The following is a 20,833-nucleotide window of genomic DNA, read 5'->3' on the forward strand; positions in this document are numbered from 1 at the left end:
CCCCGACGCGGTCGATCCCTGAGCCTGTCGAAGGGTCAGGCGAAATGAGCGGCAGCGGCGCGCGCGGTGTAGACGACGTCATCCAGGTCGTCGCCGGCGGTGTTGACGTGTCCGACCTTGCGGCCTGGACGTGCCGCCTTGCCATAGGTGTGGATCTTCGCGTCGGGGTGCTCCGACATCGCTGCCTCGAAACGGTCCTCGAACGAGCCCTCAGCGGGACCACCGAGGATGTTCACCATCGCCGACCACTGCGCCCTGGTGCTCGGGTCACCCAGAGGCAGGTCGGCAACCGCACGCAGGTGCTGCTCGAACTGTCCTGTGACCGCGCCGTCTTGGCTCCAGTGGCCGCTGTTGTGCGGACGCATGGCGAGCTCGTTCACGAGGATTCGCTCATCGTCGGTCTCGAAGAGCTCGACGGCGAGCATTCCGGTGACGCCGAGTCCTTCAGCGATCTGGCGTCCGATCCCCTCGGCGACCTGCACGAGCCGGTCACTCGCCGCCGGAGCCGGCGCGAGAACCTCCGCACACACGCCATCGCGCTGCACGGTCTCGACAACGGGGTACGCCGCCATCTGGCCGCTCGGGCGGCGGGCGATCTGCTGGGCGAGCTCGCGACGGAAGGAGACGAGTTCTTCGACGAGCAGGGCATCGCCCTCGGCGAGCTGTGCGAACCAGTCGTCTGCTTCTTCGGCAGAGCGCACAACACGCACACCCTTGCCATCGTAGCCGCCACGAGGAGTCTTCACAACCGCGCTCCCACCGTGATCATCGAGGAACACCTGGAGCGCTGCAGCATCGGCCACACGAGCCCAATCGGGTTGCGGCACTCCGAGCTCAGCGAGCTTCGCGCGCATATCGAGCTTGTCCTGCGCGAACCGCAGCGCATCAGGCCCGGGGTGCACGGCGACGCCGTCAGCCACCAGAGCACGCAGCACCTCCTGCGGCACGTGCTCGTGATCGAAGGTGATGACGTCGACATCCTTCGCAAAAGCGCGGACGGTCTCGAGGTCGCGGTAGTCCCCCACCGCCGTCGCGGCGAGCTGTGCCGACATCCCCTCGGATTCAGCGAGCACGCGGATGTCGAGTCCGAGTTCGACCGCCGGAGCGATCATCATCCGAGCCAGCTGTCCGCCGCCGATCACGCCGATGCGCAACGCCATGTAGATCTCCGTTCGTCGCACCTATTCTCCCGCATGGCGCAGGCTCCTGCGACGCACGATCAGAACACGCCCTCGCCTTCGGACGCGGACTGCGCGTCACGATGCGCGAGGATCTGATTCACCTCGATCTGATCGGCGAGAGCCTCATGGACGAGCGTCACGTTGGGGATGTTCACCAGCCGCACGGGCACATCGATGCCGTTGGAGAGGGTGATGGTTCCTGCACCGCCCAGACGCTGCAGAGGGCCACGGCGAACCCCGATCGAGTAGCCGCGCACGTGCGAGATCTCTTCGCGATGGCGGGCACCCATCCCATGGCGAACAATCACCCGTCGCGTGGTGACGGTGTAGGTGCGGGACAGCCAGATGAGGAACGGGATGATCACGCCGACGATGATGAGCGCGCCGGCTGCGGTGAGCAGCATCCAATCTTCGAAGCCCTCAGGAAGATTGCCGTAGAGATAGCCCGTCGCGCCGCACACGACGATCAGTAGCAGTGCAGACCAGATCAACCGGCGCGCATGTCCGCGGAAGCGCGCGATGAGCCGTTCGTCGGCAGGCGCTCCTGGTGGCGGCATCATCGGCCGGCCGCCGAGGGTCACGGGCTGAGTCATGCCTCCATTGTGCCTTCAGGCACCGACATCTCTGGCCGCACCGCGCCGTGTTCGCCTCGGCTGCGTCGTTACGTCAGCCGAGCGTGAACGACGTCTCCAGCCGAGACGACGTGCAGGGCGCCGGCGACATCGATGCGAAGTCGGCCATCCGCATCGATCCCGGTCGCTGTGCCGTGCACGATCGATCCGTCCGGCAGGTCCACGTCGACCTCGCGCCCCAGCGTTGCGCAACGTGCGGATACGGCGTCGTGGATGCCGCTGCGATCGGAGTCTTCCCACGCCACGAGTGCACTGAGTAGCCCATCGAGTCGGCGCAGGTAGTCAGTGATCAGGCGATCACCGTCACAGACCTCACCGAGTGCCGCGAACGACGTGGCTGTGGGAATCGGAAGCTGGTCGGCTGCCATTGCCGTATTCACACCGCTGCCGACGATCACGGCCGTCCCGGTCGATTCAGCCAGGATGCCGCAGATCTTGTGGCCATCGACGAGGACGTCATTCGGCCATTTCACTGCCACCTCGTGACCTGCGAGCTGTGCGGCCACGGCATCCGCCATCGCCAACCCCGCAACGAGCGGAATCCAGCCGATCGCTTCGGGGCGCGAGGGAAGCTCGCGGATCAGCACCGACACTGCCAGCGCCGATCCCGCCGGCGCGATCCACGACCGGTCAAGGCGCCCGCGGCCGGCAGTCTGATTGTCGGTGACGATGACGGACAGGTGCGGCCACGCCTCAGCATCCGCGGACAGCGTGCGCAACGCGGCATTCGTCGACGCCGACTCCGCCAGAACCTCAAGTCTGGACGTGACAGCTGCGGCCTGCGCGAAGTCCATGCGCGTCAGTCTACGCACGCCTCTGAGCTCGGACTCGGCGAACCCGTCAGTGGATTTCAGACTCGTCGTCTTTGTCTTCTTCGTCGTCATCATCCTCATCGGGGACGACGACGCCCATCTCGCGCTGTTGCCACAGCTCCCACTTCGACATGAGCTGCTCGATCGCAGCGTGGAACTTCGCAGTCGCGACTCCCGGCGTCGTGTCGCCGAAGTAGTGCTGCACCCACATCTGCAGCTTGGCGATCGCCTGCTCGTCGGCGCGGACCCGGTCGATCTCCGACACGATCGCGGATGCGGCATCCGCCGTCAGCCACTCGCAGTCCGACAAATATCCGCCGGTGTCGACCTGAGCGTTCTCATCCAGGGGACGCGTGATCATCAGCGGCTTGCCGACCGCGAGACGGTCGTAGACCATCGCCGAGATGTCGACGATCGCGACATCCGCTGCCGCCAGCTGCCAGCCGAGTTCGGGACCATCATCGAATACGTGCTGCGCGCCGCGATCGGATGCATTCGCTTCTGCGACGGCGGCGATGATGCGCTTGTGCGCCGCGCCGTACGCGTCATCGACGACGCCACTGCGCGGGTGCGGACGGTAGATCACGCGGTGCCGTCCTGTGGCCAGCAGCGCCTTCACGAGAGTCTCGCCGTGCGTGGCGATCGACCCGTAGTGCGCGCTCGGACGGTCGCCTTCCCAGGTGGGCGCATACAGTACGACGATTCGCTCGTCAGGGGTGTACGGCAGAACTCCGGAGTAGTGATCGGCCTGCGGGCGACCGATCTCGAGCGTGCGTCGATCGATGTTGTAGTCCCACAGCGTGCGCCTGAGGCGATCGCGCGCCGCTTGACCTGCCACGAAGGCGTAGTCGTACGCCTTGTACTGGTTCGTGGTCATGTACATCTTGTCGGACTCGCCGTGGTTGATGAACACGTGCCAGCGCCGGCCATAGCGGAACATCTGGAAGTTGCGGGTGTTCTGATTCACGTACAGGACGATCCGGATGTCCTGCTCTGCGATGAAGCGCTCGACGTCGCGCACCGTAGGAACGAAGGCGACGGGGATCTCGGTCTCATCCATCAGCTTCTCGGCGCCATTGGCGTTTCGCGCGATCACGACGACGGGCCACTGTTTGGCGAGCTCGGCCAGCGGCTGATACCACTGGCGCATCTGGTACATGTTGACTGCACCATCGGCGAAGTACACCGCGACCTTGAAGTGATCCTCTGGCATGGGCGGCAGGGTCTTCACATGGCGCCGGACCCGCTGTACCGCCTTGCGCGAGCGCAGAGCCTTGCGCAGCAGACGATACGCCTTCTTGAAGTCCCGAACAGCACCCACCTGTTAAGACTACGCGTGTGCGCCTGGCACGCCATGACATGATCGACAGGTGGAAGAGCACGATTCGACAACGTCTCCGGTCGGAGTGTCATTCATCATGCCCGTGCTCAACGAGCGGGCCTACCTGGAGCATGCCGTCGCATCCGTGCTGGCGCAGGAGCTCGCAGGCCCCAGCGAGCTCGTGCTCGCTCTCGGCCCTTCCACGGACGGCACGACAGAACTTGCACAGCGGCTTGCCGCGAGCGACGATCGCATCCGCCTCGTCGACAACCCTGATGCGCACATCCCTGTCGGCCTGAACGCCGCGATCCGCGCGAGCCGGTATGCGACGATCGTCCGCGTCGACGCGCACTCCGAGCTCTCCCCCGGCTATGCGCAGCGGGCGCTCGCAACGCTCGAGCGCACCGGGGCTGCGAACGTCGGCGGCGTGATGCACGCAGAAGGACGCGCGCCGTTCCAGAAGGCGGTCGCGCGTGCCTACAACTCCCCCATCGGCCTCGGCGGCGGTGCCTATCACGGCACGACCCACGAGGGTGAAGCCGAATCCGCCTACCTCGGCGTCATGCGTCGCTCGGTGCTCGAAGAAGTCGGACTCTTCGATGAGACCATCCGCCGCGGCGAGGACTGGGAGTTGAACCTGCGCATTCGCCAGGCCGGCCACAAGGTGTGGCTCGACCCCGCGCTGCAGGTGACCTACTGGCCCCGCGAGAGCTGGTGGCGCCTTGCTCGGCAGTTCCGGGCGACAGGGGCGTGGCGCGGTGAGCTGGTCAGACGCTACGGACGCAGCAACGGGCTGCGCTTCTTCGCTCCCCCGGCGCTTCTGCTGGGCGTCGTCCTCGCAGTGATCGTCGGGGCGCTGCAGCTGACTCGCGTGCTCGGCGGCATCGCCTCCTTGGTGGCATCCATCGTCTACCTCCCGCTGATCGCGTACGCACTGCTCGTCGCCCTGATGGCGCTGCGACCCGGCGGAGGCGAATCTGCGCGCGAGCGCGTCTGGACCCTCGCCGTGCTGCCCACGATGCACCTCGCGTGGGGCTACGGCTTCATCGTCGGCGTGCTGCGTGGCGCCCGCGGCACCGTCGACGCCTCGCGGCTCGGCACGCAGAACACTCCGCTGCCGTAGCGGCCGCGTTCCGGCCGCGAGAATTGCTTTGCAGCGTGAGAATTGCGTTGCGAACACGAGTCTCGTGCGACAAAGCAATTCTCACGGACCTGGCCGCGCGCCTGCCATGGACCCTGCCGCAGGCCTGCGGTGTTCTACGGCGCGAGGAAGCCGAGGTCGAGAAGGCGGGAGACCACCCGCTCGGAGGCCTTCCCGTCGTCGCGGGAGTTGAACTGGCCACGCCACGCCGCGTAGCGCGGAGCGAAATGGCCAGGCACCGAGTCGTCGAGAAGAGCCGCGACCAGTTCATCCTGCGTCTTCACCAGTGGGCCAGGGGCACGCTCGGCGAGATCGAAATAGAAGCCGCGGAGCTGCCCGCGGTAGTGATCCAGATCTGGAACCAGGAAGAACATCGGCTTACCAGTGACGCTGTAGTCGAACATCACCGAGGAGTAGTCGGTGATGAGCGCATCCGCGATGAGCAGAAGCTGCGATGTCTCCGGAAAGCCGGTCACATCGATCACGCGCGCACCCGACGTGTCTCTGCCTGGTTTGAGGGTTCGTGAGTGACCGCGCACGAGGACCACGGAGTCCGTCTGCTCGGCGAGAGTCTGCGGGTCGATGAAGTCGACCATCTCGGACCGATCATCACGCCACGTAGGCGCGTACAGCAGCACGCGCTCTTCCGCACCGATCCCCAGTGCCGCTCGCGTTGCTGACCCGTCGCCGGTGACGAGCATGTCGTTACGGGGGTAGCCGTCCGTCCAGACCGGTCTGCCGAAGAACGCGTACGCCTTCTTGAGGATCCGTTCCGAGTAGGGGTTCTGCGCCAGCAGCACATCCCAGCGTCGCGATTCCTTCACCACTGCGGCCATGCGCCGAGGGTCGAAGCCGGGGCGATGCAGCGCCAGACGCTTCAACGGCGTGCCGTGCCAGGTCTGCAGCACCTTCTGCCCCGACTTGCGCACGAAACGACGCCGCAGCCAGTCATTGACGATGAGCAGCCGGGCATGCCCCCGCGCACGCCACCACTGCGGGCTCCCCTCGACCACCGCGATCGCACCGTCCGGCACGGGCACCGAGAGGTCGACAACACTCCAGTAGCGCACGACATTTGGAGCACGCACGGCGAGCTCGCGATCGATCGCCCGCGGATTGCACCCCGCGCTCTGACCGTAGAAGCTCTCGAAGAACACGGCGTTCTCTTCGCCGCCTGCTTCGGCCGCGTACTGCGCCTCGAGTTCGGCCTGGCCCTCGCGTGTGTCGTAGAAGGGCTCCAGCGGAGGAGCGATCTCGACGCGGTCACCACGAGCCGCGATCCGCATACCCTGCAGCACTCGCGCTCCGAGTTCGATGTCAGAGAGGTCGGCTCCGGCAAGGTCCAGTCGGTACTCCCCCGAGGGCAAGGGAAGCGCCTCGCCGCCCCAGCGCGACACGCGAAGGGGGAAGGTCGCCGTCCACGTCGCCTCGTCGGCCGCGAGCGTCGCCTCGACTCTGGCGCGCGGGCCTTCGAGCACGCCGTGCGCGGGGGCTGCCCCGTCACCCGCGATGACCAGATTCTCCGTCTGGTCGTCGATGCGGATGGTCGTCATCGTGCTCCCTTCGGCGCGGGGATCGCCCGCGCGCATATTGCGCGGTACACGCGGTCGGAGTTCTGTCCGTCGCGATACGCGTGCACCTGTGCGCTGAGCGTACTGGACAGCGCAGAACGCGCGGCGAACGCACCCTCATCGCTCAGCAGTGTGTCGAGCTGGTTGGTCACGGTCTGCCAGTCCTGTGCGAGGTCGGCCCCGGCGACATCTTCGTATCGACCGTAGAATCCCCGCGTGCGAGCATATTCTTCGGCATCCGGAGCGAGATAGAGCACCGGCATCCCGAGCAGTCCGACGTCGTAGGCCAGCGAGGAGTAGTCGGTGATGAGCACGTCGATGCCGGGCAGCGCCGGCGTCACGTCGGCGAGAAGATCAGAGCCCAGCATCCGCACCCGTGCACTCGGCAACGGCGGCTGATACCCGCCGGCGCCCAGCGGATGCGAACGCACGAACAGCACAGCATTCTGTTTTTCGAGCAGAGCGATCAACCGCACCCAGTCGTCAGCCGTGGGAATCGCGGGGTCTTCGGCGCCGTCGCGCCAGGTCGGCGCGTACAACAGCGTGCGCGCGTCCTTCGGAAGTGCGCGCGTCACGTCTTCGAGCAGTGCGGATGCCGCAGCGCGCCGCTCCTGCGAAGAACCAGACGACAACACGTCCACTCGCGGCTCACCGGTGACGACCACGCGTGAGTCGCCGAGAGCGAAGGCCGACTCCAGCCGTCCGCGCGCGCGATCGGATGCCGCGGGCATCAGCCTGATCCGCTGCGCGGTCGCTCGGTACAGAAGTTCGATCAGCCGGCGCAGCACCGGCGCCCCAGGGACATTCGGCACCTGGGTCGTCGCCGCCGAATCGAGACCGATCCGCTTGAGCGGGATTCCATGCCACAGCTGCACGAGAAACGCACCAGAGGTCGCGTATCTGTTCACGTCTCCCTGCCCGTGCGTGACCACGAGCACGCCTGCGCGCGCAGTGGCCCACCAGCCGCGCAGAGAGGACTTCTTGATCGTGGGGATGCCGAGGGCCGCGGCATCCGCTCGCTCGCGAGGCGAAGAAACCAGCCACACGGCGTCATGCCCCCGTGCGGTGGCGATGCGCCAGAGCGCGAGAGCTCCGTCGCCGATACCGGCGCCGCACCCGAACACCCAGCGTCGCCCTCGGGGAACGAGAACGGTTCCGATGCGGCCTGCGGCATACAACGGAATCCTCAGCAATTTCGCTGCGTTGCCGGAGCCGAAAGAGAAGGACGCCACCCCGCGAGCCTATCGCGGGGTGGCGTCGGAATCTGTGAACGCGTGTGCGCTCAGAGGTTCAATTCTCCGAGGGTCGCCTTCGTCTCGTACGACTTGCCGTCGCGAACGTACGTGATCGTCGCGTCGCTGCCGGCCGCTGCCGCACGGACCTGCGCGGTGAGGTCGGTGGCTCCAGCGATCGGAAGTCCATTGAACTCGGTGACGATGTCGCCCTTCTTGAGCCCGGCAGCGTCCGCGGCCCCACCCGGGGTGGCTTCGACGATGACTGCACCAGCGACGTCGGCCGATTCGACCGACGAGGCATCTTGCACCGTCGCGCCCAGCAGTCCGTGCGTGGCCGCGCCGTTCTCGATGATCTCCTGCGACACGCGCTGAGCGATGTTCGACGGGATAGCGAAGCCCACACCGATCGAGCCGGCTTCCTGTCCGCCACCGGCCGTCGCGATCGCGACGTTGATGCCGATGAGACTGCCCTCGCTGTCGACGAGCGCCCCACCGGAGTTTCCGGGGTTGATGGCGGCATCCGTCTGGATCACCGAAATCGAGATCGACGACTTCGGCGTCTGCTGCTGCGTGCCGGGCAGATCGAACTGGAACGGGCTACCGCCCTGATCGCCCTCGCCCTGGTCATCGGGTGCGTCCTGCCCCGCCGAGTCCGGAAGCGCCGCAGAGGCGATCTGGATGCTGCGGTTCAGCGCGCTGACGATACCGGTGGTGACCGAGTTCGACAGCCCCAGAGGAGCGCCGACCGCGACAGCGGTGTCACCGACGTTGAGATTCGAGGAATCGGCGAACTCGATCGGGGTGAGGTCCTTCGCCCCTTCGAGCTTGATCACGGCGAGGTCGTAGATCGGATCAGTGCCGACGATCTCCGCGTCGTAGATGTGACCGTCTGACGTGGAAACACGAACGGTTGGGTTGGCCTCCGCACCGCCGAGAGTCACGACGTGCGTGTTGGTGAGGACGTATCCGTCATCGCTGAGCACGACACCCGAACCGCTTCCCGACCCTTGGGCTCCCGCCACCTGGATCGTGACGACAGAGGGAAGAACCTCGGTGGCAACGGCCGTGGTCTCATTCACCGAGCCCGGGTTGTTCACCGTGATGGTTCCAGGTCCCGTCGCGGTCGAGCCGACCGGCTGCGCCCACATCGTGGTGCCGAGGTAGCTGCCGCCGAAGCCGGCGATGCCGCCGACAAGGGCTGCCGCAACGATGAGAGCTGCGACCTTGCCTGCACCGAACGGCTTCTTCTCTTTTGTCTTCGTCGCGGTCATCGGCCCCTGGGTCGGGTACTCCGCGGACTCGTACTGGTTGTCGTACGGCGGAAGAGGAATTGTCTGCGCATGGGGGTCGGCCGTCTGCGGGAGGCCGAACGCTGCGCCCTGGACCGGATGCTGCGGAGTCGCGTGCGATGTGAACGCAGCGGGCATGTCGTGGTGACCGGCACCTGTGCCAGCCGGAGTCTGCGACGCAGGCTGCTCGGGGAACGAGGGCTGCTCGGGGGTGTTGCTCTGATTCATGTCTGCTCCTTCATCAACGCCATTTCAGAGTGCCGCGTGTAGCTGTGCATTCGATATGGGCGAGGTGAGTGCTCCCTATGGCCTTAGCCTGGTTTGCATGAGTGCTATTCCTGGCGCCTGGCGGCGCACTGCGGCCGGTGCCGGCCTGCTCTCCGCAGACGGCGCGGTCGCGCCCACTATCTTCGCAGAGATGTCTGCGGCTGCAGTGAGAACCGGAGCGATCAATCTCGGTCAGGGCTTCCCCGATGAAGACGGCCCCACCGAGGTGCTCGAGGCCGCGCGCGAGGCGATCTCGCGCGGTGCGAACCAGTACCCGCCGGGCCGCGGCATCCCGGATCTGCTCGACGCGATCAGTGAGCACCAGAAGCGCTTCTACGGTCTCGAGGTGGATCCCGCGACCGAGGTCATCGTCACCGCCGGAGCGACGGAGGCTCTGTCTGCAACGCTGCTCGCGCTGATCGACTCCCCCGATGACGAAGTCGTCGTCTTCGAGCCGTACTACGACTCGTATGCCGCTGCCGTGGCGCTGGCCGGCGCACGCCTGCGCACCGTTCCGCTGCGCCGGGGCGATTTCCAGCCGGATCTCGACGCGCTCGCCGCGACGGTCACCGACCGGACGCGCATCATCCTCGTGAACGATCCGCACAACCCCACCGGCATCCAGTTCAGCCGTGAGGTGAAGGCCGAAGTCGTGCGTCTGGCAGAGAAGCACGACGCGGTCATCGTCACCGACGAGGTCTACGAGCACCTCGCCTTCCGCACCGCCCACGTGCCGCTGGCGACGCTGCCTGGCGCCGCAGAGCGGACGCTGACCATTTCATCAGCGGGCAAGACGTTCTCCACAACCGGGTGGAAGATCGGCTGGATCCACGGCCCGGCTGGCCTCATCACTGCGGTGCTGACGGTGAAGCAGTTCCTCACCTATGTGAACGGATCCGCGTTCCAGCCCGCGATCGCGGTGGGGTTACGGATGCCGGATGCGTTCTTCGCGGATGCCGCCGCCGCACTCTTCCGCAAGCACGAGATCCTCGGTGACGGGTTGCGCGCGGCCGGCTTCGAGGTCATCGCACCGCGGGGCGGATACTTCACGGTCGCCGACGCCACAGCTTTGGGCGGGGCGGATGCTGCGGCCTTCTGCCGCGCGCTTCCGGAGACGGCCGGAGTCGTCGCGATTCCGCTCAGCGCCTTCGTGAGCCGCGAGCATCAGAATGACTATGCGGGCCTGGTGCGATTCGCGGCCTGCAAGCGGGTGGAAGTGATCGAGGATGCCGTAGCGCGCCTCGCCGTTGCAGGATTCTAGCATCCGGGTGCGGCAGCGGGAGGGGTCGCAGTTCGCCGCTACGGCTACGCTTTAGCGACAAGACGCGACCCCCGCACGGCCCACCGCCGCCGCCCGGTCGAGTCGCTAGCGCGGGACGACGCGGTAGCGGCGCAGTTCGAGCACCGGGTTCGTCTCGCGCACCTTGGCGATCGCCGCAGTGGAAAGCTCGGCGACAGCGATGCCCTCTGCCGTGCCGGCACCGGCGATGACGACGCCCTGCGGATCGATGATCTGAGAGTGTCCGACGCCGATCGGAGTCGGGTGATCTGCCGCGACAACGTACGTGGTGTTCTCGATGGCACGCGCCGCGAGCAGCGTCGTCCAGTGGTGTTCCTTGAGCGGTCCGCGCACCCATTCCGCCGGCACGACGATGACATCGGCTCCGGCATCGGCGAGGGTGCGTGCGACCTCCGGGAAGCGCAGGTCGTAACAGGTCATCATGGCGATCCGCAGGCCGTCGATGGCGAGCGTCTGCGGTTCGTCGAGCTCACCGGCTTCGATCCAATCCGACTCCGTCTGCCCGAACGCGTCATAGAGGTGTTGTTTGCGGTAGACGGCGCGGAGCCCCGCAGCATCCACGGCGACGAGCGCGTTGCGCACGCGCTCCCCCGCGCTCTCGACCAGGCCCGCGATGATGGTGACGTCGTGAGCGGATGCCGCGTCCTGCAGCGCTGCGACGAATTCGCCCTCGATCGTCTCGGAGTTCTCGGCGAGGGTGGCATCCATCGGATCCACGAAATAGCTGGTGTACTCCGGGAAGACGACGAGGCGCGCACCCCTGGCCGCGGCCTTCGCGGTGAATTCGGCGACGCGGGCTCGATTGTCCGCGCGCGAAGCGCTCGGGCGGAACTGACAGACGGCGACAGCGAGATCGGACATGCTCCCATCATCACTCATCCCAGCCGGTGGCGTCCGGTACCTCAGACGCGTGCTAAGCTATAAGACGTGCCGCGGGGTGGAGCAGTTCGGTAGCTCGCCGGGCTCATAACCCGGAGGTCGTAGGTTCAAATCCTGCCCCCGCAACTGAGATTGGCCCCTGATCAGGTATTTTCTGGTCAGGGGCCTTTTGCTTTGTCCAGTACGATTGGTCGGCACGGACACAAAAGTGGACACAAACTTTTCGCTCTCCAGCTCCAGGCCGCGTCCCGACGACAGCGGTCGCTGAGCGAGAATAACAACGAACGACTCATCAAGCTAACGGCCAAAGGCACTCGAACCCGATAAGCCAGAGCCCTCGTTCCTCACAGTTACACACTATTACTCGACTTTATGCGAATCGTTGTCGCGAAGAAACGTAGCGTGAAGTGCACGCATTAGGTGCAATGTCCGGCTCAGATAGTTGCGCACAGAACGAGCGGTTATTTTAACCTCGGAACCTCTAATTATCGCGGCGCAAGTATACGGTGGGTGACTCAACTACACGCCCGAGAGATTTCATTCGCCGATATTGACACGGCTCCACGGATGCAAGTGCGGGTTCGGACAATGCTGGATATGTCCAGGCTTCTCGCAGACGATCATCAACGTGGACGATTCACCGGTTCGCGCGTTTCTTGACGGGCTTTCTGCCCCACTAGCTGCGACGTATGGGCGCACAAAGAACACAGCGACAGCTGACCAGAGGTTGGGTTTCCCAGACCTTGTTGACCTTCAGGTAGCAGCGCCGCTACCTGAAGGTGTGCACGCGACGCGTGCCGAGACGGCGTTCAATATTCGCACGCGCATGGCGTTTGGAGAATTTGGTCTGCAGGAATCTGCGTCAGCCCCAGGCCTTGCGACGATGACGCAGGCAGCAGGCGACCTGGGACTAGAAAGTGGCGCTTACTTCACAGGTCGCCTATGTGGGTGGCTAGCATTGGCAGCATGACATCATTGGATGCAAAGAAGGTTTATCAGCTGCTTGCCCGGCAGGATGTCGAAGAAATTTCGGCGTTTCTCAATGCATCGGGGCTTGACGTCGCGGATCAAGAAGGGCGCACATTCTTGATGATTGCTGCCGTCGATGCGCCGCCAGAGCTCGTCGAGTCCCTCATCCTGCTTGGTTGCGATGCTGAACTACAGGACCGGCAAGGGTTCACGGCTCTTCATCTAGCAGTCATAAACGAACGTCGAGAGATCATCAATCTACTTCTGAAGCACGGTGTAGCTGTTGACACTCGTGACAAATGGGGCAATACGTCGCTGTGGCGCGCTGCAATGGTGGCGTCGGACAGCGAAGAGGCCTCGGTACGCGCCTTAGTCTCTGCCGGTGCAGACCTCGACGCTCAGAACCTTCACGGCGTATCCCCACGAGAATTGCTCGCGTAGTATTTCCAGCCCTTCACGTTTCGAAGAACGCCAAGAGCGATCATGGCTACTTTTCCCGATCTCTTCACGTTTTTGGCCGACAAGGCCAGCCGTGGGGCCGCTGTAGGGCCGGCTTACGGGACTGAATGCATGACGTATCTGAGGCACCTTCAGCAGACCCGTCACTTCAGGGAGCATCGAGAGATCGGGTGTCTTCTATGATCCTGCGAACGACCCGACTCCCCTCGGTGATCCTACTGCGCCCTGGTATGAATGGACCGCCGAAGCCTTGACGGAGGCAGACGGCCCGGCATGGCTGATTCCCCCGCAATTCTTCCTGCCAGTCTCGGGTAAGTCCGTCGATATCGACGCGTATGCGGACGAGGCAGGGTGGGATGAGGGCATGCCGCCCTCGGTGCTCACAGTGCGGGAGGAGACTTTCAACGCCGAGGATGCAGCCGACTGATCTCCTGCGGGTAACGTTGGGAGATCGGACTTCTCCGGACATGTTCCGCGCGACAGCGTAGCTAACTGCGGTAGCCGGGTTACTTTTCCCGATCCCTTCACGTTTATGGGCGGCAAGGCACACCGTGCGACCGTTGCGGCACGCCGATCGTGCGCGAGAGCTTCATGAACCGCGGCTCTCACTTCTGTCCGAGGAGTCAGCGGGCACGCTAAGTCGGTGTCGCGTCACCAAACGCGTATGGAACGCATCCTCCGGTGGTAGGATTTCGAGAATGCCCGGATCGAATGCCCTGATAGAGCTTGCTGCTGAATATGGTCTTGCGTGGCCTGAGCTATATTTGCGGCTTGCAGACGATGGGATGCTCGACTGGGGTACCTTCGGCCCAGACTGGGCTTCGACTCAAGCGCCGCTGCTGCGAGAACGGGTGCCGATTCTCTTCTTCGACTGTGATTTTGAGCCACTCACATGTGACGGCATCCGTGAAGAGCTTGATGCGATGTGCGATCCCGAAGATTATCGGAAGATCGATCCCGCGCAAGGGTACTTGCCCTTTGGGCGCACGCCAGGCGGAGATCTATATTGTTTTGAACGAGAAGCAGCCGGCGATCGCGTAGGACCCGTTGTTCTGATTCTTCATGATGACGAGATGGGCGAGTATCTGGCCTCGAGCCTTCAGGACTTCATTGCTACGGAGATGATCATGAGCTTCGTTGAGTTTGATAGCGATCAGTTCCTAGGAGACGGTGACCCGCATGCCAACGCGAGTTTGTGGTTGCACTCCCACCGTCCGTATTTGAGAGTCGATCAGATCAGCGCGTTGGAATTGCTATACGAGCGATCTGTGGCAGTCGATGCTGATAGAACTATGAGCATTATCGAACATGCTGATGCTGAAGAGCTAGTGAAGCACGTTGCTCCCTTCCCCAAGCGGGGCGACGAGTTTGTTGCTTGGGGCGAGGAGTAGCCGACGAGTGTCAATCGTCGCTATGAATAGCTCGTCGATTGAGCGACATGGTGCGCGGCGGGACGTGTTGCAGACAAGAGAGGTCGCTCGCAGTGGATCAGCGTGACAAACTGCGGTAGCCGAGGGTTGATTTGGCCTGGCTAAAGTTCCGATCTTTAACAGGATAGGAACACCATGACTAAGAATTACGAGGCTGAATTCCGTTGGCGTGCCCTGCGGATGATCACCGAAGCACGTCCGAGCACGCCAGCCTGCATACGTTTACCGCCGCCAACGGTCCCGGCAAACGGCGTGATGGTTGCTGCGCAGTGCAACTGGCGCATTCGACCCAACATTTTGGGGCGAATGCGCCTGAAGCGCCCTGGGTTTAGTGGAGACTCAGCTCATTTGATTTCAACCAGTTCTTTGGCGCTGGTATCCCCAGCATAGAACGACTCCTCGAACTCCGCTGGAGGCACATCACCGAGGTAGCCATGGAGTCGTTTCGTGTTGTGCCAGTGCACCCACCCCAGCGTCGCGAGCTCGAGATCATCGACCGTTTTCCACGGCCCGGTCTTCGCTGGCCCGCGCACGAGTTCGGCCTTGCAATAGCCGTTCACCGTCTCAGCGAGGGCATTGTCAAAACTGTCGCCAACGGTCCCGATCGAGGGCGTCGCCCCGATCTCGGCAAGACGCTCCCCATAACGGATCGACGTGAACTGACTGCCCGCATCGCTGTGACAACGCAGGTCTGGAAGATGATTGCCGCGTGACCAGCGGGCCATCTCGATTGATGTGCCCTGGGTTGCATGGAGTCGTGCAGTTAGATTCCTGACCGCAGCATCTTTGCTTGTTCATACAGTTTCTCGTACTCGACGGGTGACCGCATCCCGAGTCGGGAATGACGCCGTTTCCGGTTATGGAACATTTCGAGATACTCGAAGATCGCGTTTGCAAGCTCGAGCCTGGTCTGCCACACCTGACGGTCCAGCAGCTCCGTTTGCATACGCCCCCAGAACGATTCGATCATGCTGTTGTCGTAACACGATCCAATCGCACCCATCGACGGCAACAGCCCTGCCGTCTGAACCCGCTGGGTAAATACCCAGCTCCGGAAAACGGTGCCGTGGTCCGAGTGTATTACCGTCCCTGGTTGGGGTTTTCGAGTCTCGATCGCCATATGCAGTGCATTCGTCATGAGAGCTGCATCCGGGGAACTGTCAATCGCCCAGCCCACGACTTTTCGGCTGAACGTATCCAGTACGACCGCGCAGTAGATCTTCCCTTCGCGCGTGCGGTGTTCTGTGAGGTCGGTGACCCACAACATATTGGGGTGATCTTGACCGAACTCGCGCCGTACGAGATCCCCCGGAAGTGGGGCGTTACTGCGGGATTGCCGAGAGTGTCTGGGGCCAGGAATACCCGGCAGCCCGGCGCGTGACATCACCAGTTCCACTTGGGATCGTCCGACCTGTAGCCCTAACCCCATGGTGAGTTCGGCCCATACTCTGCGAGCACCATACACGCCACGTGCCGCTTCATGAACAGCCTGAATCTGTTCGAGAAGCCACGCATGGCGGATCTGCCGGTTCGATGGGACACGAGTCTTCCAGGCGTAATATCCAGATTCAGATACCCCGAGGAGTCTGCATGACTTCTGTACAGGCAAGCTTTCCGCGGCCATCACTGCGATGGCCGCGTACATTCTTTTGGGGTGTGGGGTTCCTTCAAAAGTTCACGTGCACGAACCAGGATTCGTACTTCTTCTTCAAGCTCACGAATGCGACGCTTTGCACTGGCAAGTTCAGCGTTCTCGGCGCTGGTGATTCCTGGGTGAGCGCTTGTATCGATGAGCTGCTGTCTGCGCCAGTTATAGATCGTTTGCTGGCTGATGCCCAGATCTTCGGCGACATGTTTCACGGGCTTGCTCTCAGCGATGAGATCTAGGGCTTTGCGCCGGAAGGGTTCCAGGTAGCGAGTCATGGTTTACCTCTTTTCTCGGTTGCGCTGTTACCAAGATTCCAACAGGTCGACTCCTTTAAAGCCAGGGCACATCAGAGCCTCCGTCAAAACCCAGGGCGCTTCATCCTGCATTTGAGGGCCGAATTCGGAAAGTAGTATCTGACGTTCGACTGCAGACTCAGCGATCAATCTCAACAAAAAGAAACCTACCCGCCGATTGGCAGGTGGGCTTCCGTATTTTTCTCTCTGAATCATGCCGCATCAGTAATAGCCTGTCGAGGACATGAACTAAACAGTCCCCAACGTCACGAAAGCACTTCACTACATGTCAGCTCTGGCGTCACCATTAGACCGCACCACGACGTGACACGACACGACACGACACGTACAGCCGACTTGCATCAAGTTCTGACTCGAGAGGGTGCACGCAACTCTTCAACGAGACAGTTTGAGCGCGGCTAGACAGCGGTTTTTGGGTAAATGTGGACACAAAAAGTTGGACACAAAAGTGGACACAAACTTTTCTCTTTGTGGCTCCAGCCTTACCCATAGATGCGAAGTTGGGTGTGACGGAGGCATCGGTTTGAGGAGTTATCCGCGGCAGATTGAGCTCAGCCTGCCAGCAAACAGCCCGAGCTGGATCCTTTGCAAACAAAGGGAAGGAGAGGTAAATACGCCGTCGTAGCAGCGATAAGTTAATTAAACCTTGTCGGTTTAAACCACGGACTTGCCTCGGGGTGGCGCAGCTCAGTAGGTCGCTGGCCTCATAGCCCGGAGGTCGTAGGTTCAAATCCTGCCCCCGCAACCAATGCGACACACAGAAGGCCCGGAATCTCAACGGATTCCGGGCCTTCTGCTTTGTGTCCCCACGTCAGCACTGTCGCTCTCACGCATTGGCCTGACTCGTTCACGTCGAAGGTCCGCATCCCTCGCTGCTGGTTCTTGAACGCCAGAGACCGCGACTGTGAGGATGCATACGTCGAATATCAGTTTCCTCGCACGGTCGGCAAGGGGTCAATCCCCTGATTGCCCCCTCGACTGTGCCATATGGTCAGGGAACGATTAGAGGAGGTGCGATGAGCGATCCGCAGAATACGCGCGGCAGCCGTGCGGCCGACGAAACAGACATGTCCAACGGAGATGTCGAGACTCTGCAGCACGACGGTAAGTGGCGCAACCAGGTAGTCGGTGAGCCCAGCCCGGTCGGAGACACCTACCACACACAAGCTGGTGCCGCTGAAGAAGGCCGCCAGATCGCTGTCAGTCGCCAGGCCGAGCACATCATCAAAGACAAAGACGGGCATATCTCCGAGCGCAATGATTACGGACAGGGCCAGCGAGACGATGAGGCCACCGAACGGTAGGGCCTCGACCTGAAACTCAGCACGACGCCAGATGGGTTGTGTTGGTTCTGAAAGCTCAGAACCAACACAACCCATCTTTCACGCCGGTGGGGCCGGCCCGATCTGACTACTTGCCGCTGGACGCCTCCAGCGAGAGCAGCTCGGTGACGGCAGCCGTCAGTCGCTTGTCTGCTTCGGCGAACGCGGTCAGGTCGCCGGACTTCAGCGCGGTGTCACGGTCGGTCATCGCCTTCTGCGCCGCGGCGAGCGCAGCAGCATACGCGTCAGAATCCGTGCTCGTACCCGGATCCGTCGTTCCGGGCTCGGTCGTGCCCTCGTCGGGCGGAGTGGTGCCGCCTTCGCCTGGATCGGTGGGCTCCACTTGCTCATCGCCGCCGCTCGCTCCCGAGTCGCCGCCGAAGATCACATCGAGGGCACCCGTGAGGGTGTCTTCGAACGCGACGCTGTCGCCGAAAGTAACCAGCACCTTCTGCAGCAGCGGCAGCTGCGTTCCCTCGGAGGACTGGATGTACACGGGCTGCACGTAGAGCAGACCGCCACCGACCGGGAGGGTGAGCAGGTTTCCGTAGAGCACCTCGGACTTGCCGAGCGTCAGAACGTTGAGCTTGTCGGCGATCGTCGTATCCGAGTCGAACGTGTTCTGCACCTGGCCGGGGCCGGGCACCGTCGTATCGGCGTCGATCTCGAGCATTCTCAACTGCCCGTACCCCTCGGCCTTCTTTCCGGCCGTGGATCCGGCATCCGAGTCCACCGCGAGGTAGCCCATCAGCACGTTGCGGCTCGTCGTTCCCTGAGCGGATGCCGGAATGAACGTCGAGAACATCGAGAACCGCGGCGAATCCTGCCCCGGCATCTGCATCGACAGGTAGTACGGGGGCTGCAGCTGGTTCTCGTTGCGCGGGTCGTTCGGCGTCTGCCAGCGGTTGTCCTGCTGGGCGAACGAGCTTGGCGTGTCGACGTGGTAGACCTCGAGAATTTCGCGCTGCACCTTGAACAGGTCAGTCGGGTAGCGCACGTGACTCATCAGATCTGCCGACATCTCACTGATCGGCTCGATCGTAGTCGGGTAGACCTTCTGCCATGCCTTCAGCAGCGGGTCCTCAGCATCCCACGCATACAGCGTCACCGAGCCGTCATAGGCGTTCACTGTCGCCTTGACAGAGTTGCGAATGTAGTTGATGTCGTCGATCGCGAAGTTCGGCGCGGCCGTGTTGGAGTCGGCGATCGCATCGGAGAGGCTCACGCTCGTCGAGTAGGGGTACGTCGAGCTGGTCGTGTAGCCGTCGATGATCCAGACGATCTCGCCGTCGACGACGCTGGGGTACGGGTCGCTGTCGAGCGTGAGGTACGGGGCGACCTTCTGCACGCGCTGCTTGGGATCGCGGTCGTACAGGATCTGCGAGTCGTTGTTGACCAGATCAGAGAACAGGATCTCCGCTTCCTGGAACTTCAGCGCGAACAGCAGCTTGTTGAGGGTGTTCCCGATGTGCGGTCCGCCGTCGCCCTCGAAGGTCGTCTTCGTCTCGCTGGCACCATCTTCACCACGCGGATAGTCGATCTCGACGGGCTCGGTGCCCTCAGGCGCCCCGACGATCGAGTAAGGCGGGGAGTCTTCGCCGAAGTAGACACGTGGCTCGAACTTCTCAGTCTCGGTCAAGAATCCTGACGAGGGGATGCCTCGTTCGAGGAACACCGGCTCACCCTCGCTCGTGCGCTGGTTGCCGGCGGCGACGACGAGTCCGTAACCGTGGGTGTAGACCGCCGTGCGGTTGTTCCAGTTGTTGCTGTCGCCCAGACGGTTCACGTCGAGTTCACGGACGGCGACGACAGTGTCCTGCGACTCCCCGTCGATCTCGTAGCGATCGACGTCGAGCACGTCCTGGAACTGGTAGTACCCGCGGAACTGCTCGAGCTGCTGCACGGTCGGGCTGATGATGCTCGGGTCGAGGATGCGGATGGATGCCGTGGTCTCGGCATCTTCGCGCAGCTGACCGGCCTCAGCATCGGTGACGGCCTTAAACGGCGTGACCTCGAGGTCGGCGATATCGTACGCGTCCTTGGTGCCCTCGATGTTGCGCTCGTAGTACTGCGCCTGGAAGCTGTTCTGGTTCGGACGCACCTGGAAGGTCGTGACGACCCACGGGTAGCCCACGCCGACGACGAGCGATGCAACGATCAGCAGCGCGGTCGCCGCGAGCGGGAAGCGCCAGCGTCCGATGATCGCTGTGACGAAGAAGAGGATCGCGACGAGCGCCGCGAGGATCGCGAGGATCGCCATTCCGGGAATCGTCGCGTGCACTCCCGTGTAGGCAGCACCGGTGATGCGGTCCTCTTCAGCGACGAGGGTCTTGTACCGGTCGAGCCAGAGGCTGGCCGCCTGCACGAGCAGGTAGAGGCCGGCGAGGATCGCGAGCTGGATGCGTGCCGGCTTCGAGATGCGCAGCTCGCCCTGGCCGATGCGGACCGAACCGTACAGGTAGGAAACCAGAGCCGTCACGATCAGGCAAAGCAGGATCACGGCCGAGACGAAGGCGAGCAGGATCGAGTAGAACGACATCGCGAAGAGGTAGAACCCGGTGTCCATGCCGAACTCGGGGTCGGTGACGCCGGTGGCGCCGCCCGTGAACCACAGCCAGACGGTCTCCCAGTTGCCTGCGGCAGCGAAGCCGGCGAAGACGCCGAAGAAGATCGGCATGCCCCACATCGCCAGGCGCCGGAGAGGTTCGATGACCTCCTGGTACCGGTCGAGCTGCGAGCTCAGTCGCACGTACACCGGACGCAGCCGGTAGGCGAGCTGGATCACGACGAACAGCGGCACCGCCATGCCGAGGAACCCGATGGCGAACATCGATGCGGCTGCGAGCCACTGGGTCGTCAGGACATTCGCGAATCCGAGCTGGTCGAACCAGAGGAAGTCGGTGTAGAGGGAGGCAAAGACGAAGAACGCCGCGACAAGTGCGGCGATGATGACCAGAGATATGGTCAGAATTCGTCGGGATGTACGAGGCGTGGCCGGGTTCGGCGCCGAGGTCGTGGTCACCCGTCCATCTTATGCACCGCTAGCTGTGCGCGCGCCGCGTG

At 63.2% G+C, this 20,833-nt stretch carries 17 protein-coding genes, 1 tRNA gene and 2 pseudogenes; 8 read left to right on the forward strand and 12 right to left on the reverse strand.

Features of this window, described 5'->3' with window-relative positions; translation table 11 throughout:
- Window positions 1–35: 35 nt before the first annotated feature.
- The 4 genes from ACTU6V_RS10000 to ACTU6V_RS10015 form a co-directional block, all read right to left on the reverse strand.
- On the reverse strand, window positions 36–1,160 hold the full coding sequence (locus ACTU6V_RS10000) for a 5-(carboxyamino)imidazole ribonucleotide synthase (protein ID WP_443467130.1): 1,125 nt from the start codon (window positions 1,158–1,160) through the stop codon (window positions 36–38).
- A 59-nt stretch (window positions 1,161–1,219) separates the two neighbouring features.
- A complete protein-coding gene (locus ACTU6V_RS10005; protein ID WP_443467131.1) occupies window positions 1,220–1,774 on the reverse strand; it encodes a PH domain-containing protein in 555 nt (184 codons plus the stop codon).
- A gap of 68 nt (window positions 1,775–1,842) precedes the next feature.
- Entirely contained in the window at window positions 1,843–2,607 is a 765-nt protein-coding gene (locus ACTU6V_RS10010; RefSeq protein ID WP_443475522.1) for a biotin--[acetyl-CoA-carboxylase] ligase, read from the reverse strand.
- 46 nt (window positions 2,608–2,653) lie between these two features.
- Window positions 2,654–3,946, reverse strand: coding sequence for a CDP-glycerol glycerophosphotransferase family protein (locus ACTU6V_RS10015; protein ID WP_443467133.1), 1,293 nt, complete (start codon window positions 3,944–3,946; stop codon window positions 2,654–2,656).
- Window positions 3,947–3,995: 49 nt separating this feature from the next.
- On the opposite strand from ACTU6V_RS10015, the gene ACTU6V_RS10020 reads away from it, so the two are divergent.
- Window positions 3,996–5,069 carry a glycosyltransferase family 2 protein gene (locus ACTU6V_RS10020; protein WP_511198795.1) on the forward strand — a complete coding sequence of 358 codons (1,074 nt, stop codon included), beginning with the start codon at window positions 3,996–3,998 and terminating at the stop codon, window positions 5,067–5,069.
- A gap of 134 nt (window positions 5,070–5,203) precedes the next feature.
- Here the strand turns inward: ACTU6V_RS10020 and ACTU6V_RS10025 are convergent, their stop codons facing one another.
- From ACTU6V_RS10025 to ACTU6V_RS10035, 3 genes are read right to left on the reverse strand one after another with little or no spacing between them, the layout of a single operon-like run.
- Window positions 5,204–6,640, reverse strand: coding sequence for a CDP-glycerol glycerophosphotransferase family protein (locus ACTU6V_RS10025; protein WP_443467134.1), 1,437 nt, complete (start codon window positions 6,638–6,640; stop codon window positions 5,204–5,206).
- Window positions 6,637–7,890, reverse strand: a complete 1,254-nt coding sequence (locus ACTU6V_RS10030) for a CDP-glycerol glycerophosphotransferase family protein (RefSeq protein ID WP_443467135.1) — start codon at window positions 7,888–7,890, stop codon at window positions 6,637–6,639. The genes ACTU6V_RS10025 and ACTU6V_RS10030 overlap by 4 nt, the downstream gene beginning before the upstream one ends.
- Window positions 7,891–7,940: 50 nt before the next feature.
- Window positions 7,941–9,410, reverse strand: coding sequence for a S1C family serine protease (locus ACTU6V_RS10035; protein WP_443475523.1), 1,470 nt, complete (start codon window positions 9,408–9,410; stop codon window positions 7,941–7,943).
- Between the two features lie 97 nt (window positions 9,411–9,507).
- Here ACTU6V_RS10035 and ACTU6V_RS10040 point away from each other — a divergent pair, with 97 nt between their 5' ends.
- Window positions 9,508–10,710, forward strand: coding sequence for an aminotransferase class I/II-fold pyridoxal phosphate-dependent enzyme (locus ACTU6V_RS10040; RefSeq protein WP_443475524.1), 1,203 nt, complete (start codon window positions 9,508–9,510; stop codon window positions 10,708–10,710).
- 105 nt (window positions 10,711–10,815) lie between these two features.
- Here the strand turns inward: ACTU6V_RS10040 and ACTU6V_RS10045 are convergent, their stop codons facing one another.
- Window positions 10,816–11,610, reverse strand: a complete 795-nt coding sequence (locus ACTU6V_RS10045) for a carbon-nitrogen hydrolase family protein (RefSeq protein WP_443475525.1) — start codon at window positions 11,608–11,610, stop codon at window positions 10,816–10,818.
- Between the two features lie 70 nt (window positions 11,611–11,680).
- Here ACTU6V_RS10045 and ACTU6V_RS10050 point away from each other — a divergent pair.
- The 5 genes and pseudogenes from ACTU6V_RS10050 to ACTU6V_RS10070 all read left to right on the forward strand — a co-directional run bounded on the left by ACTU6V_RS10050 (window position 11,681) and on the right by ACTU6V_RS10070 (window position 14,447).
- A tRNA-Met gene (locus ACTU6V_RS10050) sits at window positions 11,681–11,754 on the forward strand.
- A gap of 840 nt (window positions 11,755–12,594) precedes the next feature.
- Complete coding sequence (locus ACTU6V_RS10055) at window positions 12,595–13,038, forward strand: ankyrin repeat domain-containing protein (protein ID WP_443475526.1); 444 nt, start codon at window positions 12,595–12,597, stop codon at window positions 13,036–13,038.
- A gap of 268 nt (window positions 13,039–13,306) precedes the next feature.
- On the forward strand, window positions 13,307–13,483 hold the full coding sequence (locus tag ACTU6V_RS10060) for a hypothetical protein (protein ID WP_443475527.1): 177 nt from the start codon (window positions 13,307–13,309) through the stop codon (window positions 13,481–13,483).
- 77 nt (window positions 13,484–13,560) lie between these two features.
- Window positions 13,561–13,695 (forward strand): annotated as a pseudogene (locus ACTU6V_RS10065) (zinc finger domain-containing protein); the annotation flags it as partial.
- A gap of 59 nt (window positions 13,696–13,754) precedes the next feature.
- The gene (locus ACTU6V_RS10070; RefSeq protein WP_443475528.1) at window positions 13,755–14,447 is read left to right on the forward strand and encodes an SMI1/KNR4 family protein; all 693 of its coding nucleotides are present in this window, start codon (window positions 13,755–13,757) and stop codon (window positions 14,445–14,447) included.
- Between the two features lie 383 nt (window positions 14,448–14,830).
- Here the strand turns inward: ACTU6V_RS10070 and ACTU6V_RS10075 are convergent.
- The 3 genes and pseudogenes from ACTU6V_RS10075 to ACTU6V_RS10085 form a co-directional block, all read right to left on the reverse strand.
- Window positions 14,831–15,220, reverse strand: a pseudogene (locus ACTU6V_RS10075) (transposase); the annotation flags it as partial.
- Window positions 15,221–15,249: 29 nt separating this feature from the next.
- Complete coding sequence (locus ACTU6V_RS10080; protein ID WP_443475529.1) at window positions 15,250–16,131, reverse strand: IS3 family transposase; 882 nt, start codon at window positions 16,129–16,131, stop codon at window positions 15,250–15,252.
- On the reverse strand, window positions 16,110–16,409 hold the full coding sequence (locus tag ACTU6V_RS10085) for a transposase (RefSeq protein ID WP_443475530.1): 300 nt from the start codon (window positions 16,407–16,409) through the stop codon (window positions 16,110–16,112). The genes ACTU6V_RS10080 and ACTU6V_RS10085 overlap by 22 nt, the downstream gene beginning before the upstream one ends.
- Window positions 16,410–17,464: 1,055 nt before the next feature.
- Between ACTU6V_RS10085 and ACTU6V_RS10090 the strand changes: the two genes are divergently transcribed.
- Window positions 17,465–17,752 (forward strand): DUF2188 domain-containing protein, encoded by a 288-nt coding sequence (locus ACTU6V_RS10090; RefSeq protein WP_443467139.1) that lies wholly within the window; start codon window positions 17,465–17,467, stop codon window positions 17,750–17,752.
- A 106-nt stretch (window positions 17,753–17,858) separates the two neighbouring features.
- Here ACTU6V_RS10090 and ACTU6V_RS10095 read toward each other — a convergent pair whose 3' ends face one another.
- Window positions 17,859–20,792, reverse strand: coding sequence for a UPF0182 family membrane protein (locus ACTU6V_RS10095; RefSeq protein WP_443467140.1), 2,934 nt, complete (start codon window positions 20,790–20,792; stop codon window positions 17,859–17,861).
- Window positions 20,793–20,833: the final 41 nt, after the last annotated feature.

It is taken from the genome of Microbacterium zouquanmingi (genome assembly GCF_052266675.1).
Classification (GTDB): Bacteria; Actinomycetota; Actinomycetes; order Actinomycetales; family Microbacteriaceae; genus Microbacterium.